This is a genomic window from Shewanella sp. 10N.286.52.C2, from assembly GCF_002874545.1.
Classification (GTDB): domain Bacteria; phylum Pseudomonadota; class Gammaproteobacteria; order Enterobacterales; family Shewanellaceae; genus Shewanella.
Window position 1 is genome coordinate 73,387 of sequence record NZ_MCTV01000057.1, and the last position, 16,084, is coordinate 89,470.

General features: G+C 40.6%; 11 protein-coding genes. 7 read left to right on the forward strand and 4 right to left on the reverse strand.

Annotated elements, in window-relative coordinates; translation table 11 throughout:
- The first annotated feature begins 479 nt into the window (after window positions 1-479).
- The 4 genes from aspT (at window position 480) to pdxY (ending at window position 6,221) form a co-directional block, all read left to right on the forward strand.
- The gene (gene aspT, locus BCU94_RS17075; protein WP_102439057.1) at window positions 480-2,183 is read left to right on the forward strand and encodes an aspartate-alanine antiporter; all 1,704 of its coding nucleotides are present in this window, start codon (window positions 480-482) and stop codon (window positions 2,181-2,183) included.
- Window positions 2,184-2,273: 90 nt separating this feature from the next.
- Window positions 2,274-3,884, forward strand: coding sequence for a bifunctional aspartate transaminase/aspartate 4-decarboxylase (locus BCU94_RS17080; protein ID WP_102439055.1), 1,611 nt, complete (start codon window positions 2,274-2,276; stop codon window positions 3,882-3,884).
- A gap of 219 nt (window positions 3,885-4,103) precedes the next feature.
- A complete protein-coding gene (locus tag BCU94_RS17085; protein WP_102439053.1) occupies window positions 4,104-5,249 on the forward strand; it encodes a BamA/TamA family outer membrane protein in 1,146 nt (381 codons plus the stop codon).
- Window positions 5,250-5,366: 117 nt separating this feature from the next.
- Complete coding sequence (gene pdxY / locus BCU94_RS17090) at window positions 5,367-6,221, forward strand: pyridoxal kinase PdxY (protein ID WP_102439051.1); 855 nt, start codon at window positions 5,367-5,369, stop codon at window positions 6,219-6,221.
- 191 nt (window positions 6,222-6,412) lie between these two features.
- On the opposite strand, the gene yghU is transcribed toward pdxY, so the two are convergent.
- Entirely contained in the window at window positions 6,413-7,270 is an 858-nt protein-coding gene (yghU, locus tag BCU94_RS17095) for a glutathione-dependent disulfide-bond oxidoreductase (protein WP_102477068.1), read from the reverse strand.
- Window positions 7,271-7,548: 278 nt separating this feature from the next.
- Window positions 7,549-9,621: a M13 family metallopeptidase gene (locus tag BCU94_RS17105; RefSeq protein WP_102477070.1), complete on the reverse strand. Its 2,073-nt coding sequence runs from the start codon at window positions 9,619-9,621 to the stop codon at window positions 7,549-7,551.
- A 315-nt stretch (window positions 9,622-9,936) separates the two neighbouring features.
- Between BCU94_RS17105 and BCU94_RS17110 the strand changes: the two genes are divergently transcribed.
- From BCU94_RS17110 to BCU94_RS17120, 3 genes are all read left to right on the forward strand, one after another.
- On the forward strand, window positions 9,937-10,257 hold the full coding sequence (locus BCU94_RS17110) for a hypothetical protein (RefSeq protein ID WP_102439043.1): 321 nt from the start codon (window positions 9,937-9,939) through the stop codon (window positions 10,255-10,257).
- A gap of 80 nt (window positions 10,258-10,337) precedes the next feature.
- The gene (locus tag BCU94_RS17115) at window positions 10,338-10,874 is read left to right on the forward strand and encodes an NUDIX hydrolase (protein WP_102477106.1); all 537 of its coding nucleotides are present in this window, start codon (window positions 10,338-10,340) and stop codon (window positions 10,872-10,874) included.
- A 530-nt stretch (window positions 10,875-11,404) separates the two neighbouring features.
- Window positions 11,405-12,871: a carbon starvation CstA family protein gene (locus tag BCU94_RS17120; protein WP_102439041.1), complete on the forward strand. Its 1,467-nt coding sequence runs from the start codon at window positions 11,405-11,407 to the stop codon at window positions 12,869-12,871.
- A gap of 307 nt (window positions 12,872-13,178) precedes the next feature.
- On the opposite strand, the gene BCU94_RS17125 is transcribed toward BCU94_RS17120, so the two are convergent.
- A complete protein-coding gene (locus BCU94_RS17125; RefSeq protein WP_241901124.1) occupies window positions 13,179-15,104 on the reverse strand; it encodes an EAL domain-containing protein in 1,926 nt (641 codons plus the stop codon).
- Between the two features lie 506 nt (window positions 15,105-15,610).
- A complete protein-coding gene (gene cynS / locus BCU94_RS17130) occupies window positions 15,611-16,051 on the reverse strand; it encodes a cyanase (RefSeq protein ID WP_102439039.1) in 441 nt (146 codons plus the stop codon).
- Between the last annotated feature and the right edge of the window lie 33 nt (window positions 16,052-16,084).

Genomic DNA, 16,084 nt, shown 5'->3' on the forward strand with positions numbered 1-16,084 from the left:
CTAAACCGCTAAACCGCTAAGCTTGCTGATACTTCATAATCATTTAGTCGGTGAGTTAAGCTAACTTTACTTGGCGCTCAATTCTGAACGCGAAGGCATAGTTCGCCATTTCCTATCTAATTCGTCTATTTTTTAGCTTTTTAATTTATTTTAATAAGTCTAGCAATCTTAGAAATCAACTACCCCTAAGTGAGTATGGCTTAAGGTTATAGTTATCAAGGGGTTTTATTGGTATTTGATGGTTTGACTTTATTTTGTCTTTTACGAAGGGTTAGATCCATCAAAATGTATTAATCGGATTGTATGTTTATCCCTATGATGTTTTCCAAGGAAGCGAAAGACACAAGGTATCACTGGTCAAACGGTCGGATTGAAAGGTTCAATCTGGATTCAGCAGTGTTAATTCTAGCAAATATGCCAGTCAGTTCGCTCCACCTAATTCTTAATATGTAAACTTAACCTGTAAGGCAGCAATGATTATGAATATCATCCAAAATCTTTTTGCTATTTCGCCCTATATTGCGTTGTTTATTACTCTGGCACTTGGTTATCTGATCGGCAAAATTACCATAGGACGTTTTGTTCTTGGTGGTATTGCAGGTACCTTGTTGATGGGAGTATTAATTGGCCAATTTGGTGTGCAAATAGACCCAGGAGTCAAAACCATCTTCTTCGCATTATTTATTTATGCGGTAGGTTATCAAGGTGGGCCTCAATTCTTTGGCGCGCTTAACTTCAAAACTATCAACATTTTACTTTCCGCTGTCGTGATGACGGTAACCGGTTTAATTACGGTATTAGTGGCAGCTAAGTTATTTAGCTTAGACAGTGGTACTGCAGCAGGTCTTGCTGCCGGTGGCTTAACGCAATCAGCCATTATTGGTACTGCTGGTGATGCGATATCTCAATTAGGTGGTATGACCGAAGAAGCTAAAAGCTTGATGCAAACCAATGTGGCTGTGGGTTACGCCGTAACATACATCTTTGGTTCGTTAGGCCCAATTTTAATGGTGTCATGGTTAATTCCGACCTTTATGAAATGGGATATCCGCGAAGAAGCACTAAAGCTAGCTGAAAAAATGTCTGACGGTAAGCCTGAGCTGGCGCCAGGTGAATTTAATGCGATGACAGATCTTGTGTCACGTGCTTATAAAATTCCTACAGACAGTCGATTAATTGGTCAAGATATTCAAACTGTAAACGGTGATCTGCTTGATACCGCTATCGAAATGATTTCACGTGATGGTCAAAACATTGAAGTTGATAAATCAGTGGTGATAAAAGCGGGTGACATCTTAGTGGTAACCGGTCTTCGCCAAGCTATCGCTGGACACATAGAGTCTGCCAAGCATGAAGTGGCATTACCACGTGGCACCGTATTAATTGAAGAAAATCGTCAACTTGTTGCTAATGACAAGCAATTAATTGGTAAAACACTTGCACAGATTAAAGCTGAAACTAACGTGGATACCTTACGTGGTGTGTATGTTACCGACGTGATCCGTGGTGGTAACTCGCAAAATATTTCAGCCGATTTTATCGTCCATAAAAATGACATTATTCAAGTCACTGGCTCTGCAAAAGATATTAACCGTATCGAAAAAGGCATCGGTAAGCGTTTAGTTTCATTATTTTCAACTGACTACGTACTGTTTGGTTTAGGTATGGTAGGTGGCTTATTAATTGGTCTGATTAACTTCGAAATAGCCGGTATTCCAGTGACAATTGGTTCAGGTGCAGGTTGTTTGATTTCAGGTTTATTTGTGGGCTGGTTACGTAGTCGTAAACCAAATATGGGATCACTGCCACTGGGCGCTTCAAACTTCTTACGTGACTTTGGTTTAGCGGTATTTGTTGGGGTTGTCGGTTTACAAGCAGGGCCTCAGGCAATCGATATGGTTAAAGAAAACGGTTTAACCTTATTGTTCCTAGGTGTCGCGGTAACCATTATTCCACAAATTATCTCTTTCTTTATTTCTTACTACGTATTGAAGATTAAGAACCCGATTGAAGCACTAGCTTGTGTTGCAGGTGGCCGCAGTGCTAATCCAGGCTTTGCAGCTCTACTTGAAAAAGCAGGTAATGCAACACCGGTATTTGCTTTCACGGTCACTTACGCCATTGCCAATGTATTACTCACCCTTTGGGGTCCAATCATTGTCGGCATTATTTCAACCCAATAATTACCCTAGATAGTCGATGAGAGTGACCTCTCCTCTTATCGACTATCACCCCAAATTCACCCTTTTAAATTGATAAATAGGTAAAATATTATGACTACATCAAATACTCAAACTGTACCAACAATCGATTTCACTAAATTTGCCAACTTAAGCCCATTTGAATTAAAAGATAAATTGATTGAAGTGGCTAAAACCGTTCCAGATCGTATTTTATTGGATGCGGGCCGCGGTAACCCCAACTTCTTGGCCACCTTACCTCGTAAAGCATTCTTACGTTTAGGCGATTTTGCTATCGAAGAATCAGAGCGCAGCTACTCATACTTAAACGAAGGTTTTGGTGGTATTCCGGATGGTGTTGGCGTGGTAGAGCGTTTTGATACCTTTGCTAAAGAAAACCTAAACAGAGATGGCGTTAAGTTTTTACAAAAAGCAATTAGCTATGCTAATGACCGTTTAGGTATTGATAAGCAAGCTTTTTTACACGAATTTGTAAACGCGTTTTTAGCCTGTAACTACCCTGTGCCTTCACGTATGTTAACCAACATTGAAAAAGTGGTTAAGCAGTACATAGGTGAAGAAATGTATGGCCCAATGCCAATGACAACTGACTTTGACCTGTTCGCTACTGAAGGTGGCACTGCGTCTATGACTTATACTTTTGCGACAATGTTCAACAATGGTTTACTTAAAAAAGGCGACAAAGTGGCGTTAGTGACGCCTATCTTTACCCCTTATTTAGAGATTCCAGAGCTTGCTGAATATGAGTTAGAAATTGTTGAATTACGCTTAGACGAAAATACATGGCAGTTACCACAATCAGAAATTGAAAAATTAGCTGATACCGGTATCAAACTATTGTGTGTGGTTAACCCTGCCAATCCTGCATCGGTTAAGTTTTCAAACGATACGTTAGACCGTTTAACTGACTTTGTTAACACACAGCGCAAAGATTTGTTTATCATCACTGATGACGTATATGGCACATTTGCAGACAACTTTATTTCGCTATTTGCCAAACTGCCATACAACACCTTATGTGTGTATTCATTCTCAAAATACTTTGGTGCAACCGGCTGGCGTTTAGGTACTATCGGTATTCATTATGAAAACGTATTTGATGATGCAATGCGTGCGTTACCAGAAGCGCATCAATTACAGTTAGATAACCGTTATAAAACACTGACACCTGAACCAAGAGACATTAAGTTTATTGACCGTATCGTTGCCGACAGTCGTGCTGTAGCCCTAAACCACACAGCTGGTTTAGCATTACCACAACAGGTGCAAATGGCATTATTTTCATTAAGTTGTTTAATGGACTTGGAAGATAATTACAAAGCAGCTTGTAAACGTATTATTCGTGAACGTTACATCACATTGTATAAAAACATGGGTGTTGAAATTGAAGAAAACGAAGACCGTGTTGATTACTACACCCTACTAGAGTTAGATGCTTTAGGTGGTAAACTTTATGGCGATGAGTTTGTACAATGGTTTAAAGATAACAATAAAGGTCAAGACTTCCTCTTTGTGTTAGCGTACAAAACAGGGGTAATTTTATTACCAGGTAAAGGATTTGATGTTGTTCATGCTTCAGTGCGTGTATCACTAGCTAACCTAACTCACTACGATTATGAGTTAATTGGTCGTGCGACAAGAGTCGTACTTGATGGCTACTATGCAGAGTATCAAGCAAGCTAGTTAATCAATACCGCAGTTAATCAGTCAAATATTGACTGATGATTGAGAAATGAAAATGCCAATCTTTTGATTGGCATTTTTTATGCTTGATTGAAAAATTTTGTACTATATTTCACAGCTATACAAAGTATTAAAACAGCAACAAAGCTTAATTGGGCAAGATTGCGACATGGTGTATTAGCTGCGTGATACTAGAGCAAATGAATTAAGGGAGTATCTATGGGAACGATCAGGTTGAATTCTATTGTTATTGGCCCATTGCTGTGTATGCTGCTGACGCCTATGGCTGCTGTTGCTAATGATAATGCTGAAGATAGCGTTGCCAATGAGCCAAGCTCATTAGTGCCAAATTTAAAAGAAAACCAAGCACCTTTAACCGTGAATAAAGGCAATTTTGTGGCAGCGCCCATTCCGTTTTCAAATCCGACCATTGATTCAGGTTTAGGCGGATTAGTGGGCTACTTTTATCCACAAACCGCAGAGCAAAAAGCGGTACAACCTCCTTCTGTTACCGGTATCGCAGGGTTTTATTCCAGTAATGACAGCTGGGGCGCGGCAGTTGGTCATGCCAGTTATTGGGATAATAATAACTGGCATTTAAAAGGTGGGGTCGCCTATGCCGATTTAAAGCTGCCGTTAGTGTCAACCGAGTTGCTTGGTTTACCTATCGACGTTGATTGGGATATTTCTGGCTACGGTGCACTGCTTGAATTGGAGCGACGCATTAGTGGTAATTGGTTTGTCGGAGTTAATGGGGTATTCATTGATTTTGAACAAGACTTTAATGTTAACATTAGCTCCATCGATTTCGATTTACGAAATGAAATTGTCTCCGCAGGACTTGGTGCTGGGATTATTTATGATTCTCGTGATGTGCCTACTAACCCTTATGATGGTTATTACTTTAAGCTCAACGGCACTTTTTTTGATGATGCCATTGGCAGTGATACCAACTTTGAATCTTATTCATTAGAGTTTGATGGTTATTTTCCTGTGCATGAGTCGATAACCGTGGCTTATAAATTAAAAGGCTGTTTGAAAGAGGGTAACGTGCCGCTATGGGCAGCTTGTCGTTTAGGGTTACGTGGTTTTTCATCCACTGAATATATGGCCTTAGGTGCCATTGAAACAGAAGCTGAAGCCCGTTGGCGTTTTCATAAGCGCTGGGGATTAGTGGGTTTTATTGGCGCAGGTAAATTGGATGATGTGAATCATGCGGATAAATCTGATGATATCATTCCTTCATACGGTATTGGCGTGCGCTTTATGCTACAACCAGCAGAGCGAATCAATTTACGCTTAGATTATGCTCGCTCATCCAATAATAATGATGCGCTTTATCTTTCTGTCGGGGAAGCATTTTAATATCGTTATTTTAGTCTATGACTTACATTAGATGTTGTTTATATTGGTTGTCGTTAACTGATATTCTTTAAATGTAGATAGTTAATTATTCTTAAAACATAAATAAAAGAGAGTGTTATGAAAGGTGTCATTTCGATCCAGTCGCATGTTGTTTACGGGCATGCAGGAAATAGTTCAGCAGTATTTCCTATGCAGCGTATGGGTTTAGAAGTTTGGCCTATTCATACAGTGCAGTTTTCAAATCATACTCAGTACCAACAGGGCTGGACTGGGCGGGCTTTTTCTGCCGATGATATTAATGAGCTGGTGGCGGGTATTGGTAACATAGGTAAGCTTGCAGATTGTCAGGCGGTGCTATCAGGTTACCAAGGTAGTGCTGAGCAGTGCCAAGCAGTGATCCAAACCATTCAAACGGTTAAAGAGATCAATCCTCAGGCTATTTATGTGTGTGATCCTGTAATGGGTGACCCTGAAAAGGGCTGTATTTTGGCTGATGGTATTACTGAGCAATTAATTAAACAAGTTATGCCTCTGGCTGATGTGATTGTACCTAATCAATTTGAGCTGAGTCAGTTCACTCAAATGGATATTACCAATCTTGAGCAAGCTAAAGCAGCTTGCCAAAAAGCATTGTCTTTAGGGCCTGATATTGTGTTGGTTAAGCATTTACACAGCATCGCTGATGAGACATTCACCATGATGCTGGCAACCCAAGAGGGTTGTTATATCAGTCAGCGTCCACAACTTGAGTTCGTAAAACAGCCAGTTGGTGTTGGTGATTTAATTTCGGCGTTATTTACCGCAAGTTTAGTGCAAGGCTTATCTGCTGTTGAGGCATTTGAACATGCAACAGATGCTTGTTATGGCGTGTTAAAAGAGACCGCCCATCAGCGCCAGTGGGAGCTACAAACTATTGCTGCCCAGCAAGAGCTGGTCACACCTTCAGAGCACTTTAAAGCGATTAAAGTTTAGTGGTTTAGGTTTATAGGTTGAGCTTTAATGATTTGGCTTTAATAAATAAGTATCGCAATGTTTAGTTATAAGGCCTTTGACCTAACTGAATAAATCAGAGCTAAATAAAAACCACGCTAATTAGATTAAGCGTGGTTTTTTGTTTAAATGGCATAGCTATTATCTGAATTAAGAGTTTTAAGACGCTTAATTTACGGCTGTTTATTCAGTACCTCATCAATATCAGCTGCACTGTGGCGATTAGGCAGTTGCTCCCATTCTTCGCCCCATGAGCGATTGACGATACGACCACGCTTTACTGCTTGGCGCTGGGCAATAATATTGGCCCAACGAACTAAGTTCGGATAGCTTGCGACATCTAAAAACTCTGCAGCATCATAAAGATGGCCCAGCACCAAACTGCCGTACCATGGCCAAATTGCCATATCGGCAATGGTGTATTCATCACCGGCAATAAAGGCATGTTTCGCTAATTGCTTATCAAGCACATCAAGTTGACGTTTGGTTTCCATAGCGAAGCGATTAATCGGGTATTCAAATTTTTCTGGGGCATATGCATAAAAGTGACCAAAGCCGCCCCCCAGATAAGGCGCTGCTCCTTGAAGCCAAAATAACCAATTTAGCGTTTCTGTGCGCAGAGCAAAGTCTTTTGGTATGAAGTGACCGAACTTATCTGCTAAATAAACTAAAATCGCGCCAGACTCAAATACTCGCACCGCTTTAGCACCTGAGTTATCGGATAATGCTGGAATTTTAGAGTTTGGATTGATATCAACAAAGCCTGATGAGAACTGCTCACCTTCGCCAATATTAATCAAGTAAGCATCGTATTCTGCCTCTTTTACCCCTTTGGCTAGTAGCTCTTCTAGCATGATGGTGACTTTCTGGCCATTTGGTGTGGCTAATGAATGCAGCTGAATTGGGTTGCTGCCAATAGCTAATTCTTTTTGGTGACGAGCGCCTGAGTCTGGTCGGTTAATACTTGCCCATTGACCACCATTTTCTTGATTCATGGTCCAGACTTTTGGTGGTACATATTCGTTGCTCATGATGTTTCCTTATCTGTGTCACTATTCTGTTTTAAAAGCATGTGTTTTAAAAGCGTGCGTTGTTATATGCGCGGGTATAAATCAGATATTGGGACTAATACGAAATTAACAATGATAAAGCTCATAACCATTGGTTATTGTTCAGCTGCGAATATCATATGGATTGACTGTTACTTTAAAGTGGGTTCATTACATAACTTAAAGATAAAAAATGCCAGTCAATTGAACTGGCATTTTGGTTTTTTAATCAAGTTTGATTAGCTCTGATTATTGCTTAACTACCAAATACGCACACGTTGATCTTCTGGTAGGTACAGCTTGTCACCAGGTTTAACATCAAAGGCTTTGTACCATGCATCATGGTTACGTGGCGCTAATGCGCGGTAACGCCCTGGCGCGTGAGTACCTGCACGAAGCTGACTTAACATACTTTGCTCAGTACGTTTTTCTTTCCACACTTGCGCCCATGCTAAAAAGAAGCGTTGATCGCCTGTAAGGCCATCAATAATCGGCGCTTCTTTGCCGTTTAAACTCAGTTGATAAGCGTTATACGCCATGGCTAAGCCGCCAACATCACCGATATTTTCACCAAGGCTATTACGGCCATTAACGAAGTTTTCTGGGATTGGCTCATATAAACTGTATTGCGCTGCTAGCTGGTCAGCTTTAGCATCAAATGCCGCTCTATCTGAGTCGGTCCACCAATTACGCTGAATACCGTTGGCGTCCGATTTTGAGCCCTGGTCATCAAAACCATGGCCCATTTCGTGGCCAATAACGGCGCCAATGCCGCCGTAGTTCACTGCGGCATCTGCGTTAGGGTCAAAGAATGGTGGCTGTAAAATTGCGGCTGGGAATACAATCTCGTTGAATGAACTATTGTAATAGGCATTGACAAATTGTGGCGTCATGCCCCAACGGTTACGGTCGGTTTTTTGTAGCTCTTTAGCGACGCTGTCAGCATGAAAATATTGACGTAGGTTGTGGATGTTCGCCACTAAATCTTTGCTTGTCAGTGATAAACCATCAAACTGTTGCCATACATCTGGGTAACCAATCTTTGGTTTAAATGCGGCAAGTTTAGCGTGTGCATTGACTTTAGTTTCAGCACCCATCCAATCTAGGCCATCAATACGTTGACCGAGAGAAGTACGTAAGTTCTCAACTAATTCCGCCATTTGCTGTTTTGATGATTCAGGGAAATAACGTGCCACATACACTTTACCAATCGCAAAACCTAATGATTGCGTGCCCGACATTTCAGCGACTGCGCGTTTCCAGCGTGGTTTAGGCTCTTCTTGCCCGCTTAACTCTTTACCGTAAAAAGCAAAGCTGGTGTTGTAGATGTCTTCAGATAATAATTCTGCATTATTACTGATGGTGTGGAACTTAAGGTAATCCTGCCAAACATTAAGTGGCTGCTGATTAATTAAGGCAATCATTGCTTTAACTGGCTCAGGCTGTGAGATATTTAATTGTGGAACTTGATAGCCCGTTTGTTCGATAAATAAATCCCAATTAAAGCCTGGGTATTGCGCTGCTAAATCAGCACGTTTAACTTGGTTGAGGGTCAGGTCGCGGTTACGGCGCTTTTCTCTTGGCCATTGACCTTCAGCAATTTTTGTTTCTAATGCCAGTATGGCTTCAGCGCGAGCGCTGCCATCTTTGATACCAGTGAAAGCCAGCATGGCTGTAATGTGCTCAACATAGGCTTTGCGGATGTTAATGAATCTTTCACTGTCTTCTAGATAATAAGAACGGTCGGGTAAACCTAGACCACCTGCGCCAATAGACATTTCATATTGATCTGGATTGATGCGATTAAACCACATGCCACCATAAATTGGCGATGCAGCATCGGTTAACCAAGTTTGACCGAAGACTTTGGTTAAGTCGTCGGTGTTGTTAATGTTGTTGATGCTATCAAGGGTTGCTTGAATTGGGCTGACACCCAGCTTATTAATGGTGTTAGTGTCCATGTAAGCATTATAAAAATCAGCGATAAGTTGCTCTTCAGCATTTAAGTCATTGCGGCTGGTTATATCATCAATGATTTCTTTAACTTGGGTTTCACTGCGCTCAGCTAATGCTGTAAATGCGCCATAACGAGTTTTATCTGCTGGCATGTCAAAGTTGTCATACCAAGTACCACTGGCATACATAAAGAAGTCATCACCGGGTTTAACTGCTTCATTGCGGGCGCTTAAATCAACCCCAAAGCTACCAAGCTCAGCTGCGCCTTTGGCTTGGGCAGTGACTTCTGCTGCTTCATTAGTGACTTTGACATCAGATGTACCGCATGCGCTTAAAAAACTGGAGGCGAGGGCGAGGGCGATTAAGGACTTTTTCATTATTATCTCTTCCTTGTTGGTCTGTATATGCAGATAAAGTATTTGCACATAAAAGTCTCTGCAAATAAAGTCGTTGCAGATAAAAATTAGCTAACAATATTGTTAAGCCAAGGGAAAATGTCAACCTCGTAATTGTTAGCAAGTTTGATTAAAGCATTTTTGGGAGTCAATGGATTTAGCTGGAGTGGTAAGACAATGGTTTGCAACTTGCTTAGGCCGTGATTTTTTCACTACAGTTAAGTGGCACATATTAATCAGCGCGTAGTTTGTGTATAACTAGCTTATGCTATTCACTTTCAGCGTTTTAGGCTAACGATGTCAAAAATACAAACTGCGAATAAACAATCGATTATCATTATTTTAAGCTTATTGTTAGCAACGGTTTCAGCTGTTAGCTATATCAATAAAGCTAACGAAAGCCATACTCCAGAAACGTGGACCTCATTCGTGTATAAAAATGGTTATGAATCGGCAAGTTATCTTAGGCAAGATGGCTTTGATGACTATGCTTCTTGCAAAGTGTACTCCCAAGATATGTCTGCCACTTATCAGAATGCCCCTTGGCAATGTGGGTCTAAATGCCGCTTTGATTCAATGAGGCAAGGTTTTGAATGCGAGTCGATGATTAACGATTAATCAGTAGTTGCCGCTAACCTCTTAGATTGAAATCAAGTTATTTGCCACGTATCATGCGCTTTTTCATCATATTGAATATTATGCGCCACTTAAAAACCTGTCATCACTCTGACACACCTATCGAGTTTGTTGCTGCTAATCAACCATATATGCTGACGCGAATTGCTGCTAGAGCAATTGTATTAAAAGGTAATACTATTTTGATGTTATATACCGAGCGTTATCACGATTACAGCTTGCCAGGTGGCGGTGTTGATGCCCATGAAGATATTGAGCAAGGGTTGATCCGCGAGTTACAAGAAGAAACCGGTGCGAAATCTATTAGCAATATTACCGCATTTGGGGTTTATGAAGAGTATCGCCCTTGGGATCGTGATGGCTATAAAGTGATAAACATGCTGAGCTACTGTTTTAGCTGTGAGATAGATAGTGAGCTGGGTGAGACCCGATTTGAAGCCCACGAAATTAGCAACGGCATGCAGCCTGTATGGATTGATATTGATGAAGCGATTCAGCACAACCTTAATACCATTGCCAATAGCGCTAAAAAAGGTTTATCCATTGAACGTGAAACCTTTTTACTTAAGCTAATTAAAGCTGAGCTTATCAATAGCTAGCTTTGAGCTAAGAGGATACTTGGGGTCGTAGAGTTAGTGTTGAGCTAATAATGGTTACTCAACATATTCCTTTAACGCCCAGCAAATAACGTAGGGGCGTCGTCATTGCGGCGAGTATGGTTATAACTGCTTAGTGCTTAATTGCTAAGCTCTTTAATAAATAGCTACCTTGCTACTTTTTGAGATGTGAACGTTCTTTTGAATTCCCAAGTATGGACGGCGATCACAAAAATGGCTTTTGCTTGCAGGTTTATTAATTAGTAATTAAGCAACAGTTTTGAAATACAGTTTTCATAGAGACTGACTAAATTATTGAAATAGCTGTTTTATTAGTGGCTTAAGCTTTATTGATAGGGGCGATTTGATGTCACGCGAATGATTATTTCTTTTGGTTGGTAATATATCTACAGTTTAATGATTTGAGTAACGCAACCCCGACCTTGGTATAACTCTGGATAGCTTGACCAATGTTAGTAACTACCTGACACTCTATGCTAACCAAATCCCCTACCAAGTATGGATAATAAAAAATGCTAATTTTCTTTATTTGTATTGCGATGTTAGTCCTCGCTTATAAATTCTACAGCCCTTTTGTTGAGCGCCAAGCGGGCATTGACCCAAATGCAAAAACACCTCAAACACGTTTTGACGATGGGGTTGATTACGTCAAAGTTCATCCCGTTAGAGCGTACCTTATTCAATTTTTAAACGTTGCTGGTGTCGGGCCAATCTTTGGTCCTATCCTGGGGGCATTATACGGTCCAATCGCCTTAGTGTGGATTGTATTGGGTAATATTATTGGCGGCGCGGTGCATGATTACTTCTCTGGAGTTATGAGCATCAAAGAAGACGGTAAAAGCTTACCTGAAATCGCCGGTCACTATTTTAATGTGTACTTTAAAGGGGTGATGTTGGTATTCACTGCGATGTTATTGTTCTTCGTTGGTGTGGTGTTCATTATGAGTCCTGCGGGACTGTTAAGTAACTTAGAGTTATTTGAAGGTACCATCTTGGCTAACAATACCTTTTGGGTATTGGTTATTTTAGGCTATTACTTCTTAGCGACACTGTTACCCATTGATAAAATTATCACTAAATTGTACCCATTATTTGGTCTACTCATGATTGTGATGACAGTATCAATTGCAGTGGCACTGCTTATCAGTGCGCCGCAATTGCCCGAGGTTGCAGATATTTTTGCTTATTTTGACCATAGCCATTACAACAATGATTTACTGGAGCCAAATCCTGATGGTTTACCAGTATGGCCGTTATTATTTGTCACCATAACTTGTGGTGCCATTAGTGGTTTCCATTCTACTCAAGCCCCTATTATGGCTCGCTGTTTAACCAATGAAAAATATGTTCGCCCAGTTTATTATGGCGCAATGATGTCTGAAGGTATTGTTGCTTGCGTATGGGCAACAGCAGGTATTGCGGCTTTCCCTGGTGGATATGTTGAGCTTAAGAGTATTCTTGATGCGGGTGGGCCTGGCCTTGTAGTGAACCAAGTTGCGAGCACTTATCTTGGCGTTGCTGGTGGTATTATGGCGATTATTGCTGTAGCAATTTTCCCGATAACCTCAGGGGATACCGCGTTCCGTTCATTACGTTTGACCATCATTGATGCGTTTAAAATCCCGCAAAGTATGCGTAACCGTTTGCTATTAGCCATTCCAATTCTGGTGATTGCATACTTTATGACTAAGATTGATTTCTCATTAATCTGGCGCTATTTTGCCTTCTCCAACATGTTACTTTCAACCAGTGTACTGTGGTTGGCAACTAAGTACTTATTTAACCGTGGTACTTTCCATTGGATTGTGAGTTTACCTGCAATCGTCGGTACTTCTATCACAGTCTCTTATATTATGACTGCGGGTGTTGGCCTTGGTTTACCACAAGAGTTAAGCCAGCCAGTGGGTATCGCTGTTGGGATTATATGTTTAGTAGGGCTGATTATTGCCCACAGTAAACGTAAAGTCGCGCACGCTTAATAGGCTCTGATATCGGCTAATTCTGCAATGATTTAAACGATAGATGATAACAATTAGGTGATCGCAGTTAAGCAATCACATAAAAGATGTTATTTAAGCCCCAAAAACCGATGTATGCATCGGTTTTTTTATGCCTAAATTGGGTCGTACAGCAAGTTAAAAAGCCAGCTTAGAAGTCAGTTGATGATCAGTAATAGCGATTAGCCATTCTATTCACTGAGTGTGGTCAATTTGACGTATCCCAAAAAATGAAGGGCAAGGTAGATGCTGCTATCATGCCCTTTATTAAGGCTAGCTGCGGTTAGGTTTATTCATCTTTATTGATAATCGGATTACACACACCTGTGCCCGTTAATGCAATATGGTTGAGGTTGTTTTTAATCACTTTAGAGCCAACATTGAATGAGGTTTCAGGTCGACTGATGAGGTAACCTTGCACACAATGAATGCCCAGTTTTTTGATTAATTCAAATTGAGAGGCCACTTCAACGCCTTCAGCAACCACTTTTAAATCAAGGGTTTTCCCCAAGTTACTAATCGAATCTAAAATCTTTTCGTATTTAGGGTTAATAGTAGCTTGGTCAATAAACAGCTTATCAATTTTGATCACATCAACGGGTAAATTAGCCAATGTTGAAAGGGAGCTAAAGCCAGTGCCAAAATCATCGATGGCAATTAATACCCCTTGGCGGCGTAGTTTTTGTAAATCATTAATAATAGTGTCAGATGCATGGATTAAACATGATTCTGTTATTTCCAATAATAATGCTCTAGCTGGTAAGCCTGTTTTCGCTAAGGTGTCCATAATCCAGTCGTATAACGGCACATGCTTTAATTGCACCCCTGAGATATTCACTGAAATTCGGACTTTATTCATGCCGGCATTGTGCCAAGCTGACATTTGGCGACAGGCTTCAAATAAAATCCAGTTACCCAGTTCAATGATCAAGTTTGAGTCTTCTGCGATTGGGATAAATTCAGTTGGGGTGATTGGGCCTTCAATAGGGTGATTCCAACGGACTAAGCATTCGAAGTAATCGATACTGCAGTCATCAACGCTGACAATCGGTTGAAATGATAAGCTGAAATTTTGGCTGGCAATGGCTAAACGCATTTCTTCGAGTAGGTAGTGATAGCGGCGAATTTTATTACCCATTTCTGGCGAATAGACACGAAAAATACCGCGACCATCGGCTTTGGCGCGGTACATGGCCACATCGGCCATTTGTAATAGTGTATTGGGGTTTGATGCGCTGTCAGGGTAGCTAGCAATGCCAATGCTAGCACCAATTTTTATGATTTTATTACCAAGTACGAAATCTCGTTCAACTTCTTGTAACACGTTTTTAGCGACTTCCACTGCACGGTTGTCATCGTCAATGTGATCAATAAAAATAGAGAATTCATCACCGCCTAAGCGGGATAGATTTAGCTCTAAATTTACCCCAGAGCCGATATAGCTAAGGTCATGGTTTCTGATCACTGTGGATAATCGATTGGCAACTTGAATGAGCACTTCATCGCCAAAGCTGTGGCCAAAGGAGTCATTAACCTGTTTAAATCCATCTAAGTCTATGAATAGTAAGGCTTGTTTGGTGCCATCTTTTTGGGCGCGTTGTAACTGTTTTTCTAAGTGTTCAAGGTAGGCATGGCGATCGACAAGACCGGTGAGCTTGTCTTGAAATATAGTTAACTGGGTATCAATATTTTGTTGTTTTACATGCCTATTTAACTCATTTAATGCCACGCTAATGTGTGACAGAGTATTGTTAGTGTGATTGTTTGGCTGCTTTATTTTGAAGGTCGCTAACAATTTATCGGTTTCATTACTGATAAATTCAAGTGATGCACTGTTCTTCTTATCAGAACTGGCTTTGATATAAAAAGGGATAAAGCAGGCAAATAGAAACATGAGTAGTAATGGCACATTACTGAACATCATCATAGCGCCAAACACGTCTGTGACCTTGACTACGGTGAGTTCATTGTCATCCCGAGCCAGTACCGCAAAGTAATGCTGCCCAGATTTCACGATATCATTTTCTAAAAACAGCCACTTTTCCCAATTGGAATTAGTATCTATGACATTGGCAGGTGCAATCTTAATTACGTTGTGGTGAAAATTTTCAGTATGAATAGCATCGATACCCTGGCTAAAACTTAACACCAGTAATACGTTCATCATCATCAAAAAGCTAATTAACATGAATACGAACTTTGAAATTTTAGTCATAAAGAGTCTTAGTAAAGTGTGCCGATTGAAAATCGTATGATGTTCGCATTTTGTTTACGGTAGTTGGCAATTTTGTTTCAATGATGTAGCGGCTGAATTATAAGCTCATTAATACGGGGATACAAGATTTTTTGGGTTATCGAATTGTTAAAAAGTGCAATAAATATAATGTGTTACGAATGTAACAAAGCTTTTTCTGTGGACGAGGGGAGCGTTTTAACCAGATTTGTAACTGGCTTTTAATTGGCTTTTTTTACAGTGCAATAAGGTGAAGTAATAATATGAATTAGCATTATATTCGGCACTATAGCCAATTGGCTTTGACCCGTCAGTTATTTGCCCAACATAGATGGCACAAAAGTATTAAGGTAATAGCACTGCTTCGGTTAACTTTATCGCGTCACTGTTACAAAAATCCCACCGCCCATTAATGGCGATAGGATTTATTAATCGGCGAGGCATGGTCTAGGTAGTTACACCTTGTCTAGCTCAGTTGTAATTGCCAGTTACCATTTCTTATAAGGTAAAAATTTACCATTCATGGTCACTAATACTCGATCGCCTTTGGGATCTTCAATTTTATCAATGTTTAAACTAAAATCGATTGCGCTCATTATCCCGTCACCAAATTTTTCATGGATCACAGCTTTCATCGGCATACCATACACCTGCATGATCTCGTAAAAGCGATACACCAATGGATCGGTAGGCACTGTCGGGCCTAAGCCTTTAAGTTGGGAGTTGGTTAGTGGCATCATTTGCTCTGCTTCGATACCTAAGGCTTGTGCAATTTGAATTGCTTCAGCTTCAGATGCACAGGCTTGGCCGTAGCATAATGCCGCCACCCAGACCTCATCTCGGCCCACCATCTGACCTATATCATTGAAGGTGAGTTTTTGTGCTTTTTTGGCAGCTAAAATTGTTTTACTTAGGGTGTTGATTTCCATAGTGCAGCTCCAGTTTAAGTGACATAGTTAAGG

Coding starts and splice junctions, on each gene's coding strand:
- cynS (WP_102439039.1), bottom strand. CDS start 16,051: ATGGAAATCAACACCCTAAGTAAAACAATTTTAGCTGCCAAAAAAGCA.
- BCU94_RS17080 (WP_102439055.1), top strand. CDS start 2,274: ATGACTACATCAAATACTCAAACTGTACCAACAATCGATTTCACTAAA.
- BCU94_RS17120 (WP_102439041.1), top strand. CDS start 11,405: ATGCTAATTTTCTTTATTTGTATTGCGATGTTAGTCCTCGCTTATAAA.
- BCU94_RS17110 (WP_102439043.1), top strand. CDS start 9,937: ATGTCAAAAATACAAACTGCGAATAAACAATCGATTATCATTATTTTA.
- aspT (WP_102439057.1), top strand. CDS start 480: ATGAATATCATCCAAAATCTTTTTGCTATTTCGCCCTATATTGCGTTG.
- BCU94_RS17105 (WP_102477070.1), bottom strand. CDS start 9,621: ATGAAAAAGTCCTTAATCGCCCTCGCCCTCGCCTCCAGTTTTTTAAGC.
- yghU (WP_102477068.1), bottom strand. CDS start 7,270: ATGAGCAACGAATATGTACCACCAAAAGTCTGGACCATGAATCAAGAA.
- BCU94_RS17115 (WP_102477106.1), top strand. CDS start 10,338: ATGCGCCACTTAAAAACCTGTCATCACTCTGACACACCTATCGAGTTT.
- BCU94_RS17085 (WP_102439053.1), top strand. CDS start 4,104: ATGGGAACGATCAGGTTGAATTCTATTGTTATTGGCCCATTGCTGTGT.
- BCU94_RS17125 (WP_241901124.1), bottom strand. CDS start 15,104: ATGACTAAAATTTCAAAGTTCGTATTCATGTTAATTAGCTTTTTGATG.
- pdxY (WP_102439051.1), top strand. CDS start 5,367: ATGAAAGGTGTCATTTCGATCCAGTCGCATGTTGTTTACGGGCATGCA.